This is a genomic window from Mycobacterium ahvazicum (genome assembly GCF_900176255.2).
Classification (GTDB): Bacteria; Actinomycetota; Actinomycetes; order Mycobacteriales; family Mycobacteriaceae; genus Mycobacterium; species Mycobacterium ahvazicum.
The window spans coordinates 661762-680916 of record NZ_FXEG02000005.1; the positions used below are offsets into that span (position 1 = coordinate 661762).

Sequence of the window (19155 nt, forward strand, 5' to 3'; positions counted from 1 at the left end):
AAGCCCACCCCGACCCCGGAGCTGTGCTGGGATCGAGGTATGAGATCGCGCTTTCTGCCCTATGCCACCACGCCCGGCCGATTGCTGGCCCAGCTGTTCAGCGACGCGGTCATCGTCGTGTGGACGGCGATCTGGTTGCTCATCGGCACCGCCGTCTACGACGCCATCTCGACGATCGCCGACGCCGGCCGCCAAGTCGAAGACGGCACCCACAGCATCGCGGGGAACCTGGCCTCCGCGGGGCATGGCGCACAACACATTCCGGTTGTCGGCGACAATGTCAGCAAGCCACTCACCTCGGCAAGCCAGGCCGCCCTCGACATCGCCAACGCGGTCCACGACCTGGACACCACGGCCAGCTGGCTCGCGGTGCTGCTGGCACTGGCCGTGATCGCTCCCCCTGTGCTCATCGCGGCCGTGCCATGGCTTTACCTGCGGCTTCGGTTCTTCCGGCGCAAATTGACCGTGACGGCCCTGGCCGCCACCCCGGCCGGCGAGGAGTTGCTGGCACTGCGGGCACTGACCAATCGCTCGCCGGCGAAATTGGCCGGCGTCAGTGCGGATCCCGTCGGCGGCTGGCGTCACCAGGATCCGTTCACGATCCGCGCGCTGGCCGCACTGGAACTGCGCTCGGCGGGAATCACGATTCGCGGGCACTAGCTGCGGCGAATACAACGGGCTGACGGCTCGACGTCAGCGAGCCGCAACCTCACGATTCCTCGAGTAGTTCCACGACCAAATGCCGGATACCGGTGTGGCGGTTGCTCCGGGTCCATTCCACGGGCGCCACCACTCGCACGGCGCCGAAGCGCGACAGCAGCTCTTCGTACAGGACACGCAACTCCAGGCGCGCCAGGTTGGCCCCCAGGCAGTAGTGCACGCCCTGACCGAAACCCAGGTGCGGATTGGGTTTTCGGGCGATATCGAACTCGTCTGCCCGGTCGAAGACCATGTCGTCGCGATTCGCCGAGCCCTCCCAGATCTGTACCTTCTGCCCGGCTTCGATCGACTGCCCGCCGAGCACGGCGTCACGGGTGGCGGTGCGCCGCTTCGAGGGCGACGGTGATGTCCAGCGCACCATCTCCTCGACCGCCGTCGGCAACAGGCCGAAATCGGCACGCAGCGCCCGCAATTGGTCCGGATGTTCGGCCAGCGAGAGCAGTCCGCCCGCCACCGCGTTGCGGGTCGTCTCCGCGCCGGCGCTGAACAGCAGGCTGAAGAACAGATACACCTCGAGATCCGACGGGGCCGGCCCGTCCACCTCGTCGACCGTCGCGTTGGCGACCACCGACAGCATGTCGTCGGTCGGTTCGGCGCGTTTCGAGGCGATCAGCTCCTGGCCGTAGTTGTACATCCGCGACCCGGCTGCGGCGTCTCTTTCGGTGGGAGACAACTGCGAAAGCGAAGCCTTGCGCGAGCCGCCGAAGTCGAACTGCGGCTCGATGGCCTCGAACAGCCAATGTCGTTCGGATTCAGGCACTCCCAGCAGGATGCAGATCATCTGCATCGGCAGTTCGGCCGCGATGTCGACGAGGAAGTCGAACGGTTCGCCGGGCACCACGTCGTCCAGCAGCCGTCGGGCCCGAGCCCGCAGATCATCTTCGACGCGACGGATCATCCGCGGCGTCAGCCCGGAGCTGACCAGCCGCCGGATCTGGGAATGCCGCGGGTCGTCCATCATGTTGAGCACCTGGCCCGCGATGGACAGGTCCTGCAACAGCGTACCGCCGAACGGCCGCGCCCCGCCGGTCACCGATGAGTACGTCACCGGATCCTTCAGCACAGCAAGGGTTTCCGCGTACGTCGCAACGGACCAAAAGCCCTCGCCGTCCGGGGTGTTGTCGGTCGGCTGATGCCAATAGACCGGCGCCTCGCGGCGGTGCACGGCGAACAACTCGTGCGGGAAACCGTTGGCGAAGTTATCCAGATCGGTGAAGTCGACCCCCGAGAGCGCGCCGGCGAGGGTCACAGGATTGCACCCGGAGCATATTTGGCCGCGTCCGGGTAGCGACCCACCAGCGAATCGACTATTGCGGCAACCTCATCGACCTGATCTGCGGCGGCGCCGGTGAAGGCTTTCTTGTCGGCCAGCGCCGCGTCGAGCGCCGCGCGATCCAGCGGCAGTCGCTCGTCGGCGGCCAACCGGTCCAGCAGATCGGGCTCGGCGCCGCGTTCCCGCATCGCCAATGCCGTTGCCACCGCGTGTTCGCGGATCACGTGATGCGCGGCCTCGCGGCCCATCCCGGCCCGCACCGCCGCGATCAACACCTTGGTGGTGGCCAGGAACGGCAGGTAGCGATCCAGCTCCCGCTCGATCACGGCGGGGTAGGCGCCGAACTCGTCGAGCACCGTCAAGAACGTCTCGATTTGGCCGTCGATGGCAAAGAAGCTGTCCGGCAAGGCAACTCGGCGTACCACCGAGCAGAAGACGTCGCCCTCGTTCCACTGCGCGCCAGCCAGCTCGGCGGCCATCGAGGCATATCCGCGCAGCACTACCTGCAGCCCGTTGACCCGTTCGCAGCTGCGGGTGTTCATCTTGTGCGGCATCGCCGAGGAACCAACCTGCCCCTCCGCGAACCCTTCGGTCACGAGTTCGTGTCCCGCCATCAGCCGGATGGTGTGGGCCAGCGACGACGGGCCGGCACCCAGCTGCACCAGCGCGGAGAGCACATCGTGGTCCAGCGACCGCGGATAAACCTGCCCGACGCTGGTCAAAACCGTTGCAAAACCGAGGAACTCAGCAATGCGACGCTCGAGGTCACTCAGCTTGACCGAGTCGCCGTCGAGCAGGTCGAGCATGTCCTGCGAGGTGCCCATCGGCCCCTTGATCCCGCGCAGCGGGTAACGATCGATCAACTCGCGCAGCCTGGTCAACGCGACCATCGTCTCCTGGGCCGCGGATGCGAACCGCTTGCCCAGCGTGGTGGCCTGCGCGGCGACGTTGTGGCTGCGTCCGGCCATCACCAGATCGCGATACAGAACCGCCCGCTCGGCGAGCCGCGCGACCACCGCCACCCCGTGGGAGAAAACCAGTTCCAGCGACCGCCGGATCTGCAGCTGCTCGACGTTCTCGGTCAGATCGCGACTGGTCATCCCCTTGTGCACATGCTCGTGACCGGCCAGCGCGTTGAATTCCTCGATGCGGGCCTTGACGTCGTGCCGCAGCACCCGTTCGCGGGCCGCGATCGACGCCAGGTCCACGTCCTCGAGCACTCGCTCGTAGTCGGCGACCGCTTCCGCGGGCACGGGAACACCGAGTTCGGACTGAGCCCGCAACACGGCCAGCCACAGCCGCCGCTCCGCGACGACCTTGGCCTCCGGCGACCAGATCCCGACCATCTCGGCACTGGCGTACCGGGCGGCCAGCACATTCGGAATGCTCACAAGCACACAGCTTACGGTCGGCACAGCCGGCATGGTTCTTCGCTTCGGCAGGACCCAAAGTGCCCGCCTCCGAGCGACAATTTGATCGTCACCCTGACAAATCTCCACGTTGTCGCTCTTAGGCGGGCACACGGGACGTCGCTCCGACAACACACCGATGCGACGAGCGCTTACCGCATAACCTGTCCCGATGCATTTCCTCGGCGTCGACCTCGCGTGGGGCATCCGCAATCCCACCGGTATCGCCGTCGTCGACTCCGACGGTTGCCTGGTCAGCGCCGGTGCGGTACGCGACGACGGCGAAATCCTGACGGCACTGCGCCCGTACGTGCGGGGCGATTGCGCCGTCGGCTTCGACGCACCGCTGGTGGTGAACAACCCCACTGGTCAGCGCCCGGCCGAGACGGCGCTCAACCGCGACTTCCGCAGATTCGAAGCGGGCGCCCACCCGGCCAACACCGGAAAACCCGAATTCGCCAATGGGCCCCGCGCGGCGCGGCTGGCCGAGGCGATGAGCCTCGACATGGATCCACACTCCGCCACCGTCCGGCGCGCACTCGAGGTATATCCGCATGCGGCGACCGTGGCGTTGTTCCGGCTGGAGCGGACCCTGAAATACAAGGCCAAACCCGGCCGCACCCTCGAGCGGCTGAAATCCGAGTTGCTGTTGCTGATGGACGGGGTCGAGCGGCTTGCCGACACCGACGTGCCGATACGCGTCGCCGATCACCCCGACTGGGTCGCGCTGCGCGAACAGGTGACCGGCGCGCAGCGCAAGAGCGAGCTGCGTCGTGCCGAAGACCCGGTCGACGCCGTGATCTGCGCCTATGTAGCGCTATACGCCCAGCGTTGCCCGACCCGCGTCACGATTTACGGGGACTCGGCCAGCGGATACATCGTCACGCCGTCCCTGCCTGCCGACCTGACCAGGCAGTAACGTCAGATCCGCACCGGTCGCTCGTCGATGGGTGCCAGCACATCGATGATGTCGATCACCGTTCCCATCGCCGCGGTCCGCGGATCGCGCCCCTCGACCAGGGCGGAGACCACTGAGCCGTCGACCGCGCAGATCAGGGTGCAGATCAGCTCGATTCGCACGGCTCGGCCGGATCGCTCGATCGCCTCGGCGACGGCATCGGCACGCTGGCGCAGGCTGCGGCGCATGGTTTCGCGCAACGCGGTCAGGCGGGTGCAGGCGATGTTGCGCTCGTATCGCGAAATCAGCTGCTCGACGAGGGTCTGATCGGACAGGTCGCCCACCAAGAGGTCGACCAGTACTTCGGCGGTGGTCTCGGGTCCGCGGCGCCGGCGGGACAGCGCGTTGACTCGCGCTCGCAGCTGGGCAACCTCGATCATCGCGATGTGTTCGACCGCGCGCGCGATCAAATCGTCCAGGGACGAGAAGTAATAAGTGGTGGACGCCAGGGGCAGACCGGCACGCTGTGCGACCGCCCGGTGCCGCACCGCTTCGAACCCTCCTTCGGCAAGCAGCTCGGCGGCAGCGCTCACTAGCGCATACCGTCGACGTTCTCCTTTCGGAGTAACCGCTGCAGTCACGAGTAGCCATCGTGCCAGTCAAAGTGGTACTGCATTGCCATTTCCGCTAAACGGCCCGCCAGACCGGCATGGCATGATGGCCCGCATGCCCGACTTGAGCCGTCGCGCGGTGCTCAGTCTTGGTGCCAGCGCGGCTATAGGAGCAGCGGGCGCGTTTGCGCTCGACAACCTATTACACACCAGGACAACTCGCAGCATCCCGGTTTCGAGCGCCAGCACGCAGGTTCCGTTGGCGCCGTCGACCGCGCCGCTGGAACCGGCCCCTGCCGGGGACCCGGCGCCGACGATGACAACGGGTGCTTTCACCTCCGCGGCGCGGGGCGGGATATCGACGAACTGGGCGATCGCCCGGCCACCGGGACAGACCAAGGCACTGCGTCCGGTTATCGCCCTGCACGGCAAGGGCAGTGATGCGGCCACGGTCATGGCCGGCGGTGTCGAGCAGGGTCTGGCGCAGGCCGTCAACGCGGGGCTGCCGCCGTTCGCGGTCGTCGCCGTCGACGGCGGGGGCGGCTACTGGCACAAGCGGTCGTCGGGCGAAGACTCCGGTGCGATGGTGCTGGACGAGCTGATTCCGATGCTGGACAGCCAGCGGCTGGACACCTCGCGGGTGGCATTCCTGGGCTGGTCGATGGGCGGCTACGGCGCGCTGCTGCTCGGCGGCCGGCTCGGACCGGCGCGCACCGCGGCGATCTGCGCGGTGAGCCCGGCGTTGTGGATGTCATCCGGCGCGGCCGCACCCGGCGCTTTCGACGGACCCGACGACTTCGCGGCGAATTCGGTGTTCGGAATGCCGGCGCTGGCCTCCATTCCGATCCGGATCGACTGCGGCGACAGTGATCCCTTCTACGACGCGACCAAGCAGTTCATCGCTCAGTTGCCCCACCCGCCCGCAGGTGGTTTCTCGCCCGGCGGGCACAATCCCACGTTCTGGAGTTCGCAGCTACCGGCCGAACTGACCTGGATGGCACCGCTGCTGACGGCGTAGGCGCGCTACCCTCGCGGACGTGAGCACGCCGTTCGACTGGAACTTCCCCTACTCCTGGCCGCGCAAGCCCGTTCTGGGGTCGAACGTCGTGTGCACGTCGCAACCGCTCGCCGCCCAAGCCGGTCTTCGGATGCTCGCCGAGGGCGGCAGTGCCGCCGACGCGGCGATTGCCACCGCGATCACGCTGACCGTGGTGGAGCCGGTCTCCAACGGCATCGGCTCAGACGCCTTCGCCATCGTCTGGGACGGCAAGCAGTTACACGGACTGAACGCATCCGGTCGCTCGCCGGCCGCATGGACCCCGGAGTACTTCGGCGGCAAAGGTGTTCCCGTGCTGGGCTGGAATTCGGTGACCGTGCCGGGAGCGGTGTCGGCCTGGGTCGAGTTGCACGCCAAGTTCGGCAAACTCCCGTTCGAGCGCCTCTTCGAGCCGGCGATCTCCTACGGCCGCAACGGGTTCGCAGTGTCACCTACGATCGCGCAGCAATGGGCCGCACAGGTCCCGACGTTCGAATCGCAGCCGGGCTTCGCCGAGACGTTCCTGCCCGATGGGCGGGCGCCGAAACCCGGTGAGCGCGTGCGTCTTCCCGAGCACTCGGCAACACTGGAAAAGATCGCCGCGACCAGCGGTGAGGCGTTCTACCGCGGCGACCTGGCGGCCCAACTCGAAGCGCACGCGACGGCGCACGGCGGGGTATTGCGGGCCGGCGACCTCGCCGCCCACCGCGCCGACTGGGTCGGCACGATTTCCGGAACCTATCGCGGCTACACCGTCCACGAGATACCGCCCAACTGCCAGGGCATCGTGGCGTTGATCGCGCTCGGAATCCTTGCGCACTTCGAGATGTCCTCGCTGCCAGTCGATTCCGCCGACAGCCTGCATCTGCAGATCGAAGCGCTCAAGCTGGCCTTCGCGGACGCGCAGGCCTACGTCTCCGACATCGACCACATGGCGATGCCCCCCGAGGACCTGCTGGACGCCGAGTACCTCAAGCAGCGGGCCGCGCTGATCGACCGCGATCAGGCCCAGCCCGCATCGGCGGGCACCCCGGCGGGAGGCACCGTCTATCTCACCGCGGCCGACGCATCGGGGGTGATGGTGTCGATGATCCAGTCGAACTACATGGGGTTCGGCTCCGGCGTGGTGGTGAGGGGCACCGGCATCTCACTGCAGAACCGCGGAGCGGGTTTCGTTGCAAATCAGGGACATCCGAACCAAGTCGGGCCGAACAAGCGGCCGTACCAGACGATCATTCCGGGCTTCGTCACCAAGGACGGCGCGCCGGTCATGAGCTTCGGGGTCATGGGGGGTCCGATGCAGCCCCAGGGCCACGTGCAGGTGTTGGTCCGCATCGCCGATTACGGCCAGAATCCGCAGGCGGCCTGCGACGGCCCGCGGTTCCGCTGGTTGCAGGGCATGCAGGTGGCCTGCGAGCCGGCCTTCCCACCGGCGGCACTCGACGAGTTGCGCCGGCGCGGACACGACCTGCTCACCGTCGACGACTACAACGCCTTCGGCAGCTGCCAGGCGATCTGGCGCCTCGACGACGGGTATCTCGCGGCCAGTGACCCACGCCGGGACGGGCAAGCCACCGCGTTCTAGACGTGGATTTTGCCCTCTTGGGCCAACAACCCGATATCGGTCCGGAAATGGCTGCCCGGCAACCGAATTGAGTCCAGGATCCGGTATGCCGCCGCGCGTGCGCCGGTCAGGTCGGCGCCGGTGCCGACCACCGACAGCACCCGTCCGCCCGACGAGACGATCGCGCCGTCATCGCGCCGCGCTGTGCCGGCATGGAGCACGCCGTCGGCTTCGGATCCGGTGATGACGTCGCCGACTCGCGGGCGCCCGGGATAGTTCTCGGCAGCCAGCACCACGGTCACGGCCGCACCGTCTTTCCAGCGCAACTCACCGAAGCCGGCCAGCGCACCGGTACTGGCGGCGTGCAGCAGCTGCCCGAGTGGTGACTCCAGCAGGGCCAACACCGCCTGGGTCTCCGGATCGCCGAAGCGGCAGTTGAATTCGACCACCGCTGGCCCCTTGGCAGTGATCGCGAGGCCGACATACAGCAGTCCGGAGAACGGGCAACCGCGCCGAACCATCTCGGCCGCAACGGGTTCGACGATCCCGCTGACGATGTCGCGGCACACATCGGCGGACAGCCACGGCAACGGCGCATAGGCACCCATGCCACCGGTGTTCGGGCCGGCGTCGCCGTCGCCCACCCGCTTGAAATCCTGCGCCGGCAGCAACGGCACCACCGTCTCGCCGTCGACCACACAGAACAGCGAAACCTCGGGCCCGTCGAGGAAGGACTCCAGCAACACGGGATGACCGGACTCGAGCAAGCTCGCGCCATGGGCGCGGGCGACGTCGCGATCGGGCGTGACTACCACGCCCTTACCGGCTGCCAGGGCATCGTCCTTGACCACCCAGGCCCGGTCACCCGCGGGCGGCCCGAAGCGACCGAGGGCCGCGTCCAAATGCGCCGGATTGTCCACGATTTCGCTCGAAGCGGTCCGCACCCCGGCGGCCGCCATGACCTCCTTGGCGAACGCCTTCGATCCCTCGATGCGAGCCGCGTCCTTGCTGGGGCCGAAGCAGGCGATGCCGGCGGCGCGCACGGCGTCGGCGACCCCGAGCACCAGCGGCACCTCAGGTCCGATGACGACAAGGTCGGCACCGACCTCGCGGGCCAGCGCGACGACGTCCGCACCGGAGGTGATGTCGACATCGTGCTGCTCGGCCAACCTGCCGGTGCCGGCATTGCCGGGAGCGATGGCCAGCCCCGTGACCTGCGGATCTCTACTGAGAGCCAGCAGCAGGGCATGTTCACGGGCACCGGAGCCGATCACCAGAACGCGCACGACAGGTCAGACTAGCGGCACGGCGTTACAGGATCCTCTCGAGCAGGTTTTTGAGGTCCTTTTGCTGCGTTGCCGTCAGGCGCCCAAGGCGCTTGTTGAACTCGGCGGACAGCAACGCCAACCCTTTCGCGGCAGCTTGGCGCCCGGCCGGGGTGAGCAGCAGCCGATGGCGGCGCAAATCCGCCGGGTCGATCTCCCGGCGCACGAACCCGGCGGCCTCGAGTCGCTTCAGGTACAACGTCACCGTCGCCTTGGGCATGCTCAGCGCGGCTGCCAACTCGGCCGGGTAGGGATGTTCGTCGATCTCGGCGAGCAGGAACAGCTCTTTGGACTCCAGCCCCAGCGCACAGATGTCGGCCTCGGCGCACGATATGACCGAGAGCAGTACCCGATAGTTCAGTGACCAGATCTTGGCCGCATCAACCGCAGACATCGACTTGCCAGATCGTTCAGCTGTGAACTAGTTTGGTAATGAACAATCTCATAAGCGAACAATCTACCAGGAGTGGCCATCATGCCTCTGGATCAATACGTGACACTCGGACGGTCCGGCTTGCGCGTCAGCCCCCTGTGCCTGGGCGCGATGACGTTCGGTGAAGACCTCGGCTGGGGTACCAGCGTGGAAGAGTCGCAGCAGATCATCGATCGCTACACCGAACTCGGCGGCAACTTCATCGACACCGCCAACTTCTACACCCGCAGCCACTCCGAAAAAATCATCGGCGACCACGTCGGACGCCACGCGGCGCGGCGCGATCGCCTGGTGATCGCGACGAAGTTCAGCGGCAATCTGTACCCCGGTGACCCCAATGGTGGTGGCGCGGGCCGCAAATCGCTGATCAATGCCTGCGAAAACTCGTTGCGGCGCTTGCAGACCGACTACATCGACCTGTACTGGCTGCACATGTGGGACGTCAACACCCCCATCGAGGAGACGATGGGAGCGCTGGACGATCTCGTCGCGGCCGGCAAGGTCCGCTACATCGGGGTGTCGGACACCCCGGCGTGGAAGATCGTCGAAGCCAACCTGATCGCCAAGTTCCGCGGCTGGTCGTCATTCATCGGCCTGCAGGTCGAGTACTCGCTGCTGGAACGCACGATCGAACAGGAACTGGTGCCGATGGCCGGCGAATTCGGCCTGGGCATCACGCCGTGGTCACCGCTGAAGGGCGGCGTGCTCAGCGGCAAGTACACCCGGCAAAACGCGGGACAGCACAACGCCGATCGCGGTGCGATGGTTGGTGCATTCCTCAACGACAAGACCTACGCGCTGATCGACGAACTCGAGGCCATCGCCCAGGCGCACGAGACCAACGTTGCCAGTGTCGCGCTGGCGTGGGTGGGCGCACAGCCCGCCGTCTCGTCGATCATCATTGGGGCACGCAGACTCTCGCAGCTCGACGACAATGTCCGCGCGGTCGACGTGGACCTCACCGATGACGAACTGACTCGGTTGACCAAACTGACCAAGCCGAGACTCGGTTTCCCGCAAGGCATGATGGACATGGCGCCAGGGATCATCCAAGGCGGAACCACGGTCAACGGTGTCTACGGAGCGCCCTCCGAATACGTGATGCCCGAAGGTGGCCAGCCGTACTGAGTAAGCGGGTCAGTCGCCCGAGTGCATCTTCAGCGCGGCGTCCACGTTGGCCTTCTTGTCCTCGCCGGCACCCTTGGCCGCGGCCTTCTTGCGCTTTGCGACGACGGCCGATACCGCGCCGTTGAGCGCGGAGCCCAGCGGAAAGCCGAGGTAGTGGGTGAGGAAAACGGCCATCTCCTTGAGCTCGTCCTCGCTGAGTTCGCCGTTGAGCAGTGCCGCGTTGATCTGGATCTCGGCCAGGTCGCGGCTGCCAACCGCGGTCACCGCCGTCAACGTCATGATGCGCTTGTCTCGCATCGACAGGCCGGGCCGGTTCCAGATGTCGCCGAACAGATGATCAACTGTCAGGTCGAAGTAAGCGTCGCCCTCGATGTTGGGCATCTCCCACCCGTAGACCTCGTTCATTTTTTCGAGGCCCTTGCGGCGCAGTTCGTCCATTTACGTCTCTTTCTCTGTGTGCGGCACCCCGAGGCCGGCGGCCAACCCCTCATACGCCAACTGGGCCAGCGGCAGGTCGACGGACACGGATTCTCCGAGGGCCAACGCCAGGCTCAAGTCCTTCTCGCCGAGCCCGCGAGTGTGCAGGAAGGGCTCGTACAGGAAGTTGCCCGGCTCAAGGTCTTTCATGTCTTCGCGCACCATGATCGCGCCGGGGCCACTGGTGAGCGCGTCGGTGTGGCGGACCACCCGGCCCAGCGTCTGCAGATCCAGCCCCGCCGCCTCGGCGAGTTTCATCGCCTCGCAGGCCGCGACGTACGAGGTGAACGTCAACATGTTGCGCGCCAGCTTCATTCGGGTGCCCGCACCCGGCTCGCCGGCATGGACGACCATCGCCGCCCAGTGCTTGAACGCCGGTTTGATCCGCTCGTATACCTCGCGATCGGCGCCCACCATCGTGGCGAGCTTGCCTTCCGCCGCGGCGGCCGCCCCGCCGCTGACGGGCGCGTCGACGATATGAATGCCCTGCGGTTTGAGTTCGGCCGCCAGCTCTACAGCGGTGGTGTCGCTGATCGTCGAATGGATTGCAATGACGGTACCCGGCTTGGCATGTGCGGCCAACTCCGCGACGACCTCACGCACCTGGGCGTCGTTGAGCACGGTGATGTGGATGATGTCGGCGGCCGCGATGTCGGCGACGCTGTCGGCGATGCCGGCACCCTTCTCGACCAGTGGCGTCATCGCCTCGGTGCGGATGTCGTAAACCGTCACCCCGCCAGGCCATTCGGTCATCTTCGTGGCCATCGGCGCGCCCATGTTCCCCAGCCCGATGTACCCCAGCCTGAGATCGGTCATGACCGGAAGATCTGTCCGCCGTCGACGTTGAAGATCTGCCCGGTGATCCAGGACGCCTCGTCCGATAGCAGGAACAGGCACATGCCGACGAGATCCTCCGGCTGTCCCATGCGCGACAAGGGAATTCCCTTGATGATGTCGGCAACCATCTCCTGCGGCGTGGTGGACCGGTTGGCCTCGGTGTCGATCGGACCCGGCGCGATGGCGTTGATCCGAATATTCTGGCCCCCGAGTTCGGTGGCCAGCTGCTGGGTGAGTCCGTTGATTCCGACCTTGGCCAACCCGTAGAAGTTCGAGTACAGCCAGGCTGCGGTGGACGACTGGTTGACGATTGCTCCGCCGCCACGTTTGGCCATCTTCTTGTAGACCGCGCGGGTGCACCACAGCGCACCGTCGAGGTTCACGCTCATGAACTTCTTGTAGTACTCAGGGTCGACGGTGATCAGGAAGTCGAGCTTCATGCCGCCGAAGATCGCCGCGTTGTTCACCAGGTAGTCGATGCCGCCGAACTCGGCCAGGGTGCGGTCGGCCATCTCCTTGGCAGACGCCGGATCCGACACGTCGACGGGCAGGGCCGGCGCGGTGCCGCCCTCCCCCTTAACCCCGTCGGCCCCCTTCTCGGCACCCGCCACGTTGATGTCCGCAACAACCACGGCCGCTCCCTCACGGGCCAGCGCCTCGACGTAGGCCTGACCAATGCCACCGCCCGATCCGGTGACGATGGCGACCTTGTTCTCAAATCTCATGTTCTTCAAGCTCCTCTGGTTAAACCGCTGTCGCAATCGTCTTGGTTTCCAAGTACTCCTCGAACCCGGCCAGACCCATTTCGCGGCCGTTCCCGGATTGCTTGTACCCGCCGAACGGCGCATCGGCCGAATACCACACGCCGCCATTGACATTGATGGTTCCGGCGCGCACCCGCGCGGCAGCCCGGGCGGCCCGCTCCGGATCGGCGCCGAACACGGTGCCCGACAACCCGTAGGGCGAGTCGTTGGCTATACGCACGGCGTCGTCGTCACCATCGTGCGCGATCACCGTCAGGACCGGTCCAAAGATCTCCTCGCGTGCGACGCGGGCGTCGTTGCCCAGACCGGCGATCAGGGTGGGCTCGATGAAGAAGCCAACCTCGCGGTCGGCCGGGCGGCCGCCTCCGCAGGCGAACGTCCCGCCCTCGGCGATCGCCGAGTCGAGGTAACCCTGGATCCGATCCCGCTGACGCGCGGAAATCACCGGCCCGCAGATGGTTCCGGGGTCGGTGGGATCGCCGGCTTTGATACCGCCCATCGTCGCAGCCGCGATGGAGACGGCTTCGTCGTACTTGGCCCGCGGTACCACCAGACGAGTGGTGATCGCGCAGCCTTGGCCGGCGTGCATGCACACCGAGAAGCCCGCCACCCCCACCGCTCCGGCCAGGTCGGCGTCGTCAAGGACGATGAACGCCGACTTGCCGCCCAGTTCGAGGAAAACCCTCTTGATGGTCGCGGCGCCGTCGGCCATCACGGCGCGGCCGGTGGCCGTCGATCCGGTGAACGAAACCATGTCCACCCGAGGGTCTTTGGACAACATCGCACCCACACTGTGGTCGCTGGAGGTGACGACGTTGATCACACCCGCGGGGAAGTCGGTGTGCTCGGCGATCAGCTCGCCCAATACGGCGGCACACCAAGGAGTGTCAGGAGCCGGCTTCAGGACGACGGTATTGCCGGCCGCCAGGGCTGGCCCGATCTTGGCGAGGTTGATCTGGTGCGGAAAGTTCCACGGCGTGATGGCACCGACGACCCCGACTGCCTCGCGCGCGATGGTGCGCCGGGTGGGGATACCCATCGGCTTGGCCTCGCCGAGATCCTGGTTGTACTCATAGGATTCGGCAGTATCGGCCGCGAACGCCAGGTCGTTGACCGGGACTTCGAGCTGCGCGATCGCGGTAAGCATACGCGGCGCGCCGACCTCGGCGATGGTCATGTCGCGCAGCTCTTCAAGATGCTGCTGCATCGCCTCGCGCAGCTGGCGCACACACCGCACGCGCAGCTCGGTGTCGCGCGACCAGTCCGTCTCGTCGAAGGCGCGGCGCGCGGCATCGATCGCGCGGCTCATGTCGTCGGTGTCGGCGTCCGCCGCGACGCCCAGCACTTCCTCCGTCGCCGGATTGATCGTCGGGAAGGTACCGGCTCCGCCAGGCGACATCTTGCCGTCGATGAAGAGTTCACTCACGCCGTCGGCCAACAAGGCCATCTCTCGCTCCCGTCTATGGGTGGCAAATCCAAGGGGTGATTCGACACGCCCATTCGAATGGACAGTTGTCCGATAATGCCCCCAGGCACCATAGCTGTCGGTCCATCAGCGGTGCAAGAGCCGATCTCCAAACCGACGGCATACCGCAGCATAAATGCTCATTAACCAGCCGATTTGATCGGCGGGCTTGCTTCGCGTCCCTGCTGTCCGATAGCTTGGACATGTGTCCAGCGATGCCCTGGTTACAGTCACAGCCCAGAACGGGCAATCAAGCGGTCAGGCGCCGCGCAATCGCCGCCAAGAGGAGACTTTCCGCAAGGTGCTTGCCGCCGGCATCGAACCCCTGCGCGAGAAGTCGTACGCCGCCCTGACGGTGCGAGCGGTCGCGGCCCGGGCCAAAGTGGCCCCCGCCACCGCCTACACCTACTTCTCGTCGAAAAACCACTTGATCGCCGAGGTGTATCTGGACCTGGTGCAACAGGTCCCGTTCTTCACCGATGTCAACGACCCCATGCCCGTTCGGGTGGACAAGGTGTTGCGCCACCTGGCGTTGGTGGTCGCCGACGAACCCGAGGTCGGCGCCGCGTGCACGATCGCGCTACTCGGCGGAAGCGCCGATCCCGCGGTGGGCGCCGCGCGGGACCGCATCGGTGCGGAGATCCACCGTCGCATCGCGACGGCCATCGGGCCAGGCGCCGACGCCAGCACGGTGTCCGCGCTCGAAATGACATTCTTCGGCGCACTGGTACAAGCCGCCAGTGGCCAGTTCACCTATCACCAGATCGCCGACCGGTTGGCCTATGTCGTCAGTCTGATCCTGCCCGGCACCGGGGAGACGAGCCAGGAGACAAGAACCAAATGACCCTCCACGTTGGAGATCACGAATTGGTCCTCGATCCTTACGACTACGACTTCCACGAAGATCCGTATCCGTACTACAAACGGCTGCGCGACGAAGCGCCGTTGTATCGCAATGACGAACTGAAGTTCTGGGCGCTGTCGCGGCATCAGGATGTGTTGCAGGGATTCCGCAACAGCACAACGCTTTCCAACAAATACGGCGTCTCATTGGACCCGGCGTCGCGCGGCCCGCATGCCAGCAAGACGATGAGCTTCCTCGCGATGGACGATCCGGCCCACCTGCGGCTGCGCACATTGGTGTCGAAGGGGTTCACCCCGCGCCGCATTCGCGAGCTCGAACCGCGGGTCACCGAAATCGCGGTCAAGCACCTCGACACGATGCTGGACGCGGCCGCATCCGGCGGCGCCACTGTCGATTTCGTCGACGAGTTCGCGGGCAAGCTACCGATGGATGTGATCTCCGAGCTGATGGGGGTACCCGAGGCCGACCGCGTGCAGGTGCGGGCCTGGGCCGACGGGGTGATGCACCGCGACGAGGGCGTCACCGACGTGCCGCCGGAGGCGGTCGAGGCGTCGATCAACCTGATCGTGTATTACCAGCAGATGGTCGCCGAGCGGCGCACCAAGCCGACCGACGATCTGACCACCGCGCTGCTGGAAGCAGAGATCGACGGCGACCGCCTGACCGACGACGAAGTACTCGGCTTCATGTTCCTGATGGTGATCGCCGGAAACGAGACCACCACCAAATTGCTTGCCAACGCTGCGTTTTGGGGACACAAGAACCCCGACCAGTTGGCAGGAGTCTACGACGATCCCGAACTGGTGACGCCGTGGGTCGAGGAGACCCTGCGCTACGACACGTCCAGCCAGATCCTCGCCCGCACCGTGGCCGGCGAGCTCACCCTCTACGGCACCACGATCCCCGACGGGGATGTGGTTCTGCTGCTGCCCGGCTCCGCCCATCGCGACGAGCGGGTGTTCGATAACCCGGACGACTATGTGATCGGACGTGAAATCGGTTCCAAGTTAATGAGTTTCGGTAGCGGGGCGCATTTCTGCCTGGGAGCCCACCTGGCCCGGATGGAGGCACGCGTAGCGCTCACCGAGTTGTTCAAGCGAATCCGCGGATATCAAGTCGACGAGGCCAACGCCGTCCGCGTCCACTCCAGCAATGTCCGCGGATTCGCTCACCTACCCATCACCGTGGAGACCCGCTGATGCCTCGCTTCGCCCCCCTGCCCGAACGTCGGCCGGTGATCGTCGCCGGCGCCTCCTCCGGTATCGGAGAGGCCACCGCTATCGAACTCGCCGCCCACGGCTTCCCGGTCGCCCTGGGCGCCCGCCGGGTCGAAAAGCTCGACGATATCGTCGGCAAGATCAACGCCGACGGTGGCGAGGCGGTCGGATTCCACCTCGACGTCACCGACCCGAACTCGGTGAAAACCTTTGTTGCACAGTCGGTCGACGCCCTCGGTGACATCGAGGTACTGGTCGCCGGCGCGGGTGACACCTACTTCGGAAAGCTCGCCGAGATCGCAGGCGACGAGTTCGAATCGCAGCTGCAGATCCACCTTGTCGGCGCCTTCCGGTTGGCCTCGGCCGTGCTGCCGGGCATGCTCGAACGCCAGCGCGGCGATCTGATCTTCGTGGGTTCCGATGTCGCGCTGCGCCAGCGCCCGCACATGGGCGCCTACGGCGCGGCCAAGGCCGCACTGGTCGCCATGGTCACCAATTTCCAGATGGAACTGGAGGGCACTGGTGTGCGGGCCTCGATCGTGCACCCGGGCCCGACCAAGACGTCGATGGGCTGGAGTCTCCCGGCCGACAAGATCGGTCCCGCGCTGGAGGACTGGGCCAAGTGGGGCCAGGCGCGCCACGACTACTTCCTGCGCGCGGCAGACCTCGGACGAGCCATCACGTTCGTCGCCGAGACACCGCGTGGTGGATTCATCGCAAGCATGGAGCTTCAGCCCGAAGCCCCGCTGGCCGACAACAAAGACCGACAGAAGCTCGCCCTGGGCGAAGAGGGGATGCCGTCATGACTTCGCGAATCGACGATGCGGCGCGCGGCGCGCGGCGAGAAGGAGTGAGCAAATGACAGCCGCCATCGTGCCACGGGTTTCCGGCGGCGAAGAAGAGCACGGCCATCTTGAGGAATTCCGTACCGACCCAATCGGTTTGATGAAGCGCGTCCGCGAGGAGTGTGGCGACGTCGGTTGGTTCCAGCTGGTCGACAAGCACGTGATCCTGCTGTCCGGCGCGAACGCCAACGAGTTCTTCTTCCGCTCCGCCGACGAGGATCTCGACCAGGCCGAGGCCTACCCGTTCATGACGCCGATCTTCGGCAAGGGCGTGGTGTTCGACGCCAGCCCGGAGCGGCGCAAGGAGATGCTGCACAACTCCGCACTGCGCGGCGAGCAGATGAAGGGGCACGCCGCCACGATCGAGGGCGAAGTCAAGAAGATGATCGCCAATTGGGGCGACGAGGGCGAAATCGAGCTGCTCGACTTCTTCGCCGAGCTGACCATCTACACCTCGACCGCCTGCCTGATCGGGCTGAAGTTCCGCGAGCAGCTCGACCACCGCTTCGCCGAGTACTACCACCAATTGGAGCGCGGCACCGACCCGCTGTGCTACGTCGACCCGTACCTGCCGATCGAGAGTTTCAAGCTGCGCGACGAGGCGCGGGTGAAACTCGTTGCACTGGTTCAGGAAATCATGGATCAGCGGATCGCGAACCCGCCCAAGGACAAGAGCGACCGCGACATGCTCGACGTGCTGGTGTCCATCAAGGACGAAGAGGGCAACTTGCGCTTCTCGGCCGACGAGGTCACCGGCATGTTCATCTCGCTGATGTTCGCCGGGCACCACACCAGCTCGGGGACCTCGGCGTGGACCCTGATCGAGTTGATCCGCCATCCCGACGTGTACGCCGAGGTGCTGACCGAGCTCGACGAGCTGTACGCCGACGGCCAGGAAGTGAGTTTCCATGCGCTGCGGTCGATTCCGAAGCTGGACAACGTGGTCAAGGAGACACTGCGGCTGCACCCTCCGCTGATCATCCTGATGCGGGTGGCTCAAGGCGAGTTCGAGGTCGAAGGTTTCCCGATCCACAAGGGAGACTTCGTCGCGGCGTCCCCCGCGATCAGCAACCGCATTCCCGAGGACTTCCCCGATCCGGACGCGTTCAAGCCGGACCGCTACAACAAGCCCGAGCAGGCCGACATCGTCAACCGGTGGACGTGGATTCCGTTCGGCGCCGGGCGGCACCGCTGCGTGGGCGCGGCGTTCGCCCAGATGCAGATCAAGGCGATCTTCTCGGTCCTGTTGCGCGAGTACGAGTTTGAGATGGCGCAGCCGGCCGACACCTACCACAACGACCACTCCAAGATGGTCGTCCAGCTGGCTCGGCCCGCCAAGGCCCGCTACCGCAAGCGCACCGCCTAGGAGCCGGCGATGGCATTTCGTATCGGAGTCGACCTGGACTTGTGTCAGGGCCACGCCATGTGCGAGCTGGAGGCACCCGATTACTTCAAGGTGCCCAGGCGGGGCAAGGTCGAGATCCTCGACTCAGAACCGCCCGAAGACGCCCGCGATGAAGTCCAGCGCGCGGTCGATATGTGCCCAACCCAAGCCCTATTCATCGAGGAAAAGGAAGACTGATCCATGACATCACAGGCGTCACACTCGCGCGCAGATCTCGAGGCATGGGTCGAGCGCTGGCTACAGACCAACAAGGACTGCGAAAAGGCCGGCGACTGGAAGCCGTTGGCCGACTTCTACGCCAAGGACGCGACCTACGGCTGGAACATCGGCCCGAAGGAAGACGTGATGTGCGTGGGTGTCGACGAGATCCGCGATGTCGCACTCGGCCTCGAGATGGAGGGCCTGGAGAACTGGGTCTACGAGTACCAGAAGGTGCTCATCGACGAGAAGCAGGGTGAGATCGTCGGCTTCTGGAAGCAGATCGTGAACAAGGCCGACGGCACCCGCGACGAGATCTACGGCATCGGCGGCAGCTGGTTCCGCCTGAACGCCGAAGGACTAATCGAGTGGCAACGTGATTTCTTCGATTTCGGTCACGTCGCGTACATGTTCGGCAAGCTGATCGAGTCCGGCGACCTGAGCGACGGGATGCAGAAGCGCATCGAGCGCAGCATCGCCGGCGAGAAGCTGCCCGGTTACTATCCGCTCGGCCAGGCTCCCGTTCCCATCTGGTGACCTCCCGACCGGTTGGTTGGACCCCCACTTGTTTACAGCCCGGTGATGCACGTCATAATGGTCAGCGAATGAGAACACGTTCTAAATTGCCATCCGGCCCCGGCCGGCCCCTTTCACCGGCATTCGGGTCAGGGCACGTTAGTGGAGG

The 19155-nt window shown here is 65.8% G+C and carries 20 protein-coding genes; 11 read left to right on the forward strand and 9 right to left on the reverse strand.

The features are described 5' to 3' along the window. Window positions 1–39 precede the first annotated feature (39 nt). A complete protein-coding gene (locus tag MAAFP003_RS24270; RefSeq protein ID WP_096290199.1) occupies window positions 40–660 on the forward strand; it encodes a hypothetical protein in 621 nt (206 codons plus the stop codon). Window positions 661–709: 49 nt separating this feature from the next. On the opposite strand, the gene MAAFP003_RS24275 is transcribed toward MAAFP003_RS24270, so the two are convergent. Further along, a complete protein-coding gene (locus tag MAAFP003_RS24275; protein WP_096290200.1) occupies window positions 710–1969 on the reverse strand; it encodes a cytochrome P450 in 1260 nt (419 codons plus the stop codon). Beyond that, window positions 1966–3384 carry an adenylosuccinate lyase gene (gene purB / locus MAAFP003_RS24280; RefSeq protein WP_096290201.1) on the reverse strand — a complete coding sequence of 473 codons (1419 nt, stop codon included), beginning with the start codon at window positions 3382–3384 and terminating at the stop codon, window positions 1966–1968. The genes MAAFP003_RS24275 and purB overlap by 4 nt, the downstream gene beginning before the upstream one ends. A 190-nt stretch (window positions 3385–3574) precedes the next feature. Here purB and MAAFP003_RS24285 point away from each other — a divergent pair, with 190 nt between their 5' ends. After that, window positions 3575–4321 carry a DUF429 domain-containing protein gene (locus MAAFP003_RS24285; protein WP_096290202.1) on the forward strand — a complete coding sequence of 249 codons (747 nt, stop codon included), beginning with the start codon at window positions 3575–3577 and terminating at the stop codon, window positions 4319–4321. 2 nt (window positions 4322–4323) lie between these two features. Here the strand turns inward: MAAFP003_RS24285 and MAAFP003_RS24290 are convergent, their stop codons facing one another. Continuing rightward, complete coding sequence (locus MAAFP003_RS24290) at window positions 4324–4941, reverse strand: TetR/AcrR family transcriptional regulator (protein WP_036471656.1); 618 nt, start codon at window positions 4939–4941, stop codon at window positions 4324–4326. Window positions 4942–5014: 73 nt separating this feature from the next. Between MAAFP003_RS24290 and MAAFP003_RS24295 the strand changes: the two genes are divergently transcribed. Together MAAFP003_RS24295 and MAAFP003_RS24300 are read left to right on the forward strand one after the other, a co-directional pair. After that, the gene (locus MAAFP003_RS24295; protein ID WP_096290203.1) at window positions 5015–5929 is read left to right on the forward strand and encodes an alpha/beta hydrolase-fold protein; all 915 of its coding nucleotides are present in this window, start codon (window positions 5015–5017) and stop codon (window positions 5927–5929) included. 19 nt (window positions 5930–5948) lie between these two features. After that, window positions 5949–7532: a gamma-glutamyltransferase family protein gene (locus MAAFP003_RS24300; protein ID WP_096290204.1), complete on the forward strand. Its 1584-nt coding sequence runs from the start codon at window positions 5949–5951 to the stop codon at window positions 7530–7532. Here the strand turns inward: MAAFP003_RS24300 and purD are convergent. Continuing rightward, a complete protein-coding gene (purD, locus tag MAAFP003_RS24305) occupies window positions 7529–8797 on the reverse strand; it encodes a phosphoribosylamine--glycine ligase (protein WP_096290205.1) in 1269 nt (422 codons plus the stop codon). The genes MAAFP003_RS24300 and purD overlap by 4 nt on opposite strands. A gap of 25 nt (window positions 8798–8822) precedes the next feature. Further along, window positions 8823–9230: a MarR family winged helix-turn-helix transcriptional regulator gene (locus tag MAAFP003_RS24310; protein ID WP_096290206.1), complete on the reverse strand. Its 408-nt coding sequence runs from the start codon at window positions 9228–9230 to the stop codon at window positions 8823–8825. Between the two features lie 72 nt (window positions 9231–9302). Here MAAFP003_RS24310 and MAAFP003_RS24315 point away from each other — a divergent pair, with 72 nt between their 5' ends. Beyond that, complete coding sequence (locus MAAFP003_RS24315) at window positions 9303–10397, forward strand: aldo/keto reductase (RefSeq protein WP_096290207.1); 1095 nt, start codon at window positions 9303–9305, stop codon at window positions 10395–10397. Between the two features lie 9 nt (window positions 10398–10406). Here MAAFP003_RS24315 and MAAFP003_RS24320 read toward each other — a convergent pair whose 3' ends face one another. From MAAFP003_RS24320 to MAAFP003_RS24335, 4 genes are read right to left on the reverse strand one after another with little or no spacing between them, the layout of a single operon-like run. Next, window positions 10407–10835, reverse strand: a complete 429-nt coding sequence (locus tag MAAFP003_RS24320; RefSeq protein WP_096290208.1) for a carboxymuconolactone decarboxylase family protein — start codon at window positions 10833–10835, stop codon at window positions 10407–10409. Beyond that, a complete protein-coding gene (locus tag MAAFP003_RS24325) occupies window positions 10836–11690 on the reverse strand; it encodes an NAD(P)-dependent oxidoreductase (RefSeq protein WP_096290209.1) in 855 nt (284 codons plus the stop codon). Next, window positions 11687–12436, reverse strand: a complete 750-nt coding sequence (locus MAAFP003_RS24330) for an SDR family oxidoreductase (protein WP_096290210.1) — start codon at window positions 12434–12436, stop codon at window positions 11687–11689. Before MAAFP003_RS24330 ends, MAAFP003_RS24325 begins: the two co-directional genes overlap by 4 nt. 19 nt (window positions 12437–12455) lie before the next feature. Next, a complete protein-coding gene (locus MAAFP003_RS24335; RefSeq protein ID WP_096290211.1) occupies window positions 12456–13922 on the reverse strand; it encodes an aldehyde dehydrogenase in 1467 nt (488 codons plus the stop codon). Between the two features lie 223 nt (window positions 13923–14145). On the opposite strand from MAAFP003_RS24335, the gene MAAFP003_RS24340 reads away from it, so the two are divergent. Genes MAAFP003_RS24340 through MAAFP003_RS24365 form a run of 6 tightly spaced genes read left to right on the forward strand, consistent with a single transcriptional unit; the run spans window position 14146 to window position 19007 of the window. Continuing rightward, window positions 14146–14784, forward strand: a complete 639-nt coding sequence (locus MAAFP003_RS24340; RefSeq protein ID WP_096290212.1) for a TetR/AcrR family transcriptional regulator — start codon at window positions 14146–14148, stop codon at window positions 14782–14784. Next, on the forward strand, window positions 14781–16004 hold the full coding sequence (locus MAAFP003_RS24345) for a cytochrome P450 (protein ID WP_096290213.1): 1224 nt from the start codon (window positions 14781–14783) through the stop codon (window positions 16002–16004). The genes MAAFP003_RS24340 and MAAFP003_RS24345 overlap by 4 nt, the downstream gene beginning before the upstream one ends. Beyond that, window positions 16004–16828 (forward strand): SDR family oxidoreductase, encoded by an 825-nt coding sequence (locus tag MAAFP003_RS24350; RefSeq protein WP_096290214.1) that lies wholly within the window; start codon window positions 16004–16006, stop codon window positions 16826–16828. The genes MAAFP003_RS24345 and MAAFP003_RS24350 overlap by 1 nt, the downstream gene beginning before the upstream one ends. A gap of 52 nt (window positions 16829–16880) precedes the next feature. Beyond that, window positions 16881–18233, forward strand: a complete 1353-nt coding sequence (locus MAAFP003_RS24355) for a cytochrome P450 (RefSeq protein WP_096290215.1) — start codon at window positions 16881–16883, stop codon at window positions 18231–18233. A 9-nt stretch (window positions 18234–18242) separates the two neighbouring features. Then, entirely contained in the window at window positions 18243–18449 is a 207-nt protein-coding gene (locus tag MAAFP003_RS24360; RefSeq protein ID WP_096290216.1) for a ferredoxin, read from the forward strand. A 3-nt stretch (window positions 18450–18452) separates the two neighbouring features. Beyond that, window positions 18453–19007, forward strand: coding sequence for a nuclear transport factor 2-like protein (locus tag MAAFP003_RS24365; protein WP_096290217.1), 555 nt, complete (start codon window positions 18453–18455; stop codon window positions 19005–19007). Window positions 19008–19155 lie beyond the last annotated feature (148 nt).

Excerpts from the sequence above, each read along its gene's own strand:
- MAAFP003_RS24320 (WP_096290208.1), bottom strand. The coding sequence starts at position 10,835 with ATGGACGAACTGCGCCGCAAGGGCCTCGAAAAAATGAACGAGGTCTAC.
- MAAFP003_RS24325 (WP_096290209.1), bottom strand. The coding sequence starts at position 11,690 with ATGACCGATCTCAGGCTGGGGTACATCGGGCTGGGGAACATGGGCGCG.
- MAAFP003_RS24295 (WP_096290203.1), top strand. The coding sequence starts at position 5,015 with ATGATGGCCCGCATGCCCGACTTGAGCCGTCGCGCGGTGCTCAGTCTT.
- MAAFP003_RS24330 (WP_096290210.1), bottom strand. The coding sequence starts at position 12,436 with ATGAGATTTGAGAACAAGGTCGCCATCGTCACCGGATCGGGCGGTGGC.
- MAAFP003_RS24310 (WP_096290206.1), bottom strand. The coding sequence starts at position 9,230 with ATGTCTGCGGTTGATGCGGCCAAGATCTGGTCACTGAACTATCGGGTA.
- MAAFP003_RS24360 (WP_096290216.1), top strand. The coding sequence starts at position 18,243 with ATGGCATTTCGTATCGGAGTCGACCTGGACTTGTGTCAGGGCCACGCC.
- MAAFP003_RS24270 (WP_096290199.1), top strand. The coding sequence starts at position 40 with ATGAGATCGCGCTTTCTGCCCTATGCCACCACGCCCGGCCGATTGCTG.
- MAAFP003_RS24350 (WP_096290214.1), top strand. The coding sequence starts at position 16,004 with ATGCCTCGCTTCGCCCCCCTGCCCGAACGTCGGCCGGTGATCGTCGCC.
- MAAFP003_RS24285 (WP_096290202.1), top strand. The coding sequence starts at position 3,575 with ATGCATTTCCTCGGCGTCGACCTCGCGTGGGGCATCCGCAATCCCACC.
- MAAFP003_RS24335 (WP_096290211.1), bottom strand. The coding sequence starts at position 13,922 with ATGGCCTTGTTGGCCGACGGCGTGAGTGAACTCTTCATCGACGGCAAG.
- MAAFP003_RS24365 (WP_096290217.1), top strand. The coding sequence starts at position 18,453 with ATGACATCACAGGCGTCACACTCGCGCGCAGATCTCGAGGCATGGGTC.
- MAAFP003_RS24345 (WP_096290213.1), top strand. The coding sequence starts at position 14,781 with ATGACCCTCCACGTTGGAGATCACGAATTGGTCCTCGATCCTTACGAC.
- MAAFP003_RS24355 (WP_096290215.1), top strand. The coding sequence starts at position 16,881 with ATGACAGCCGCCATCGTGCCACGGGTTTCCGGCGGCGAAGAAGAGCAC.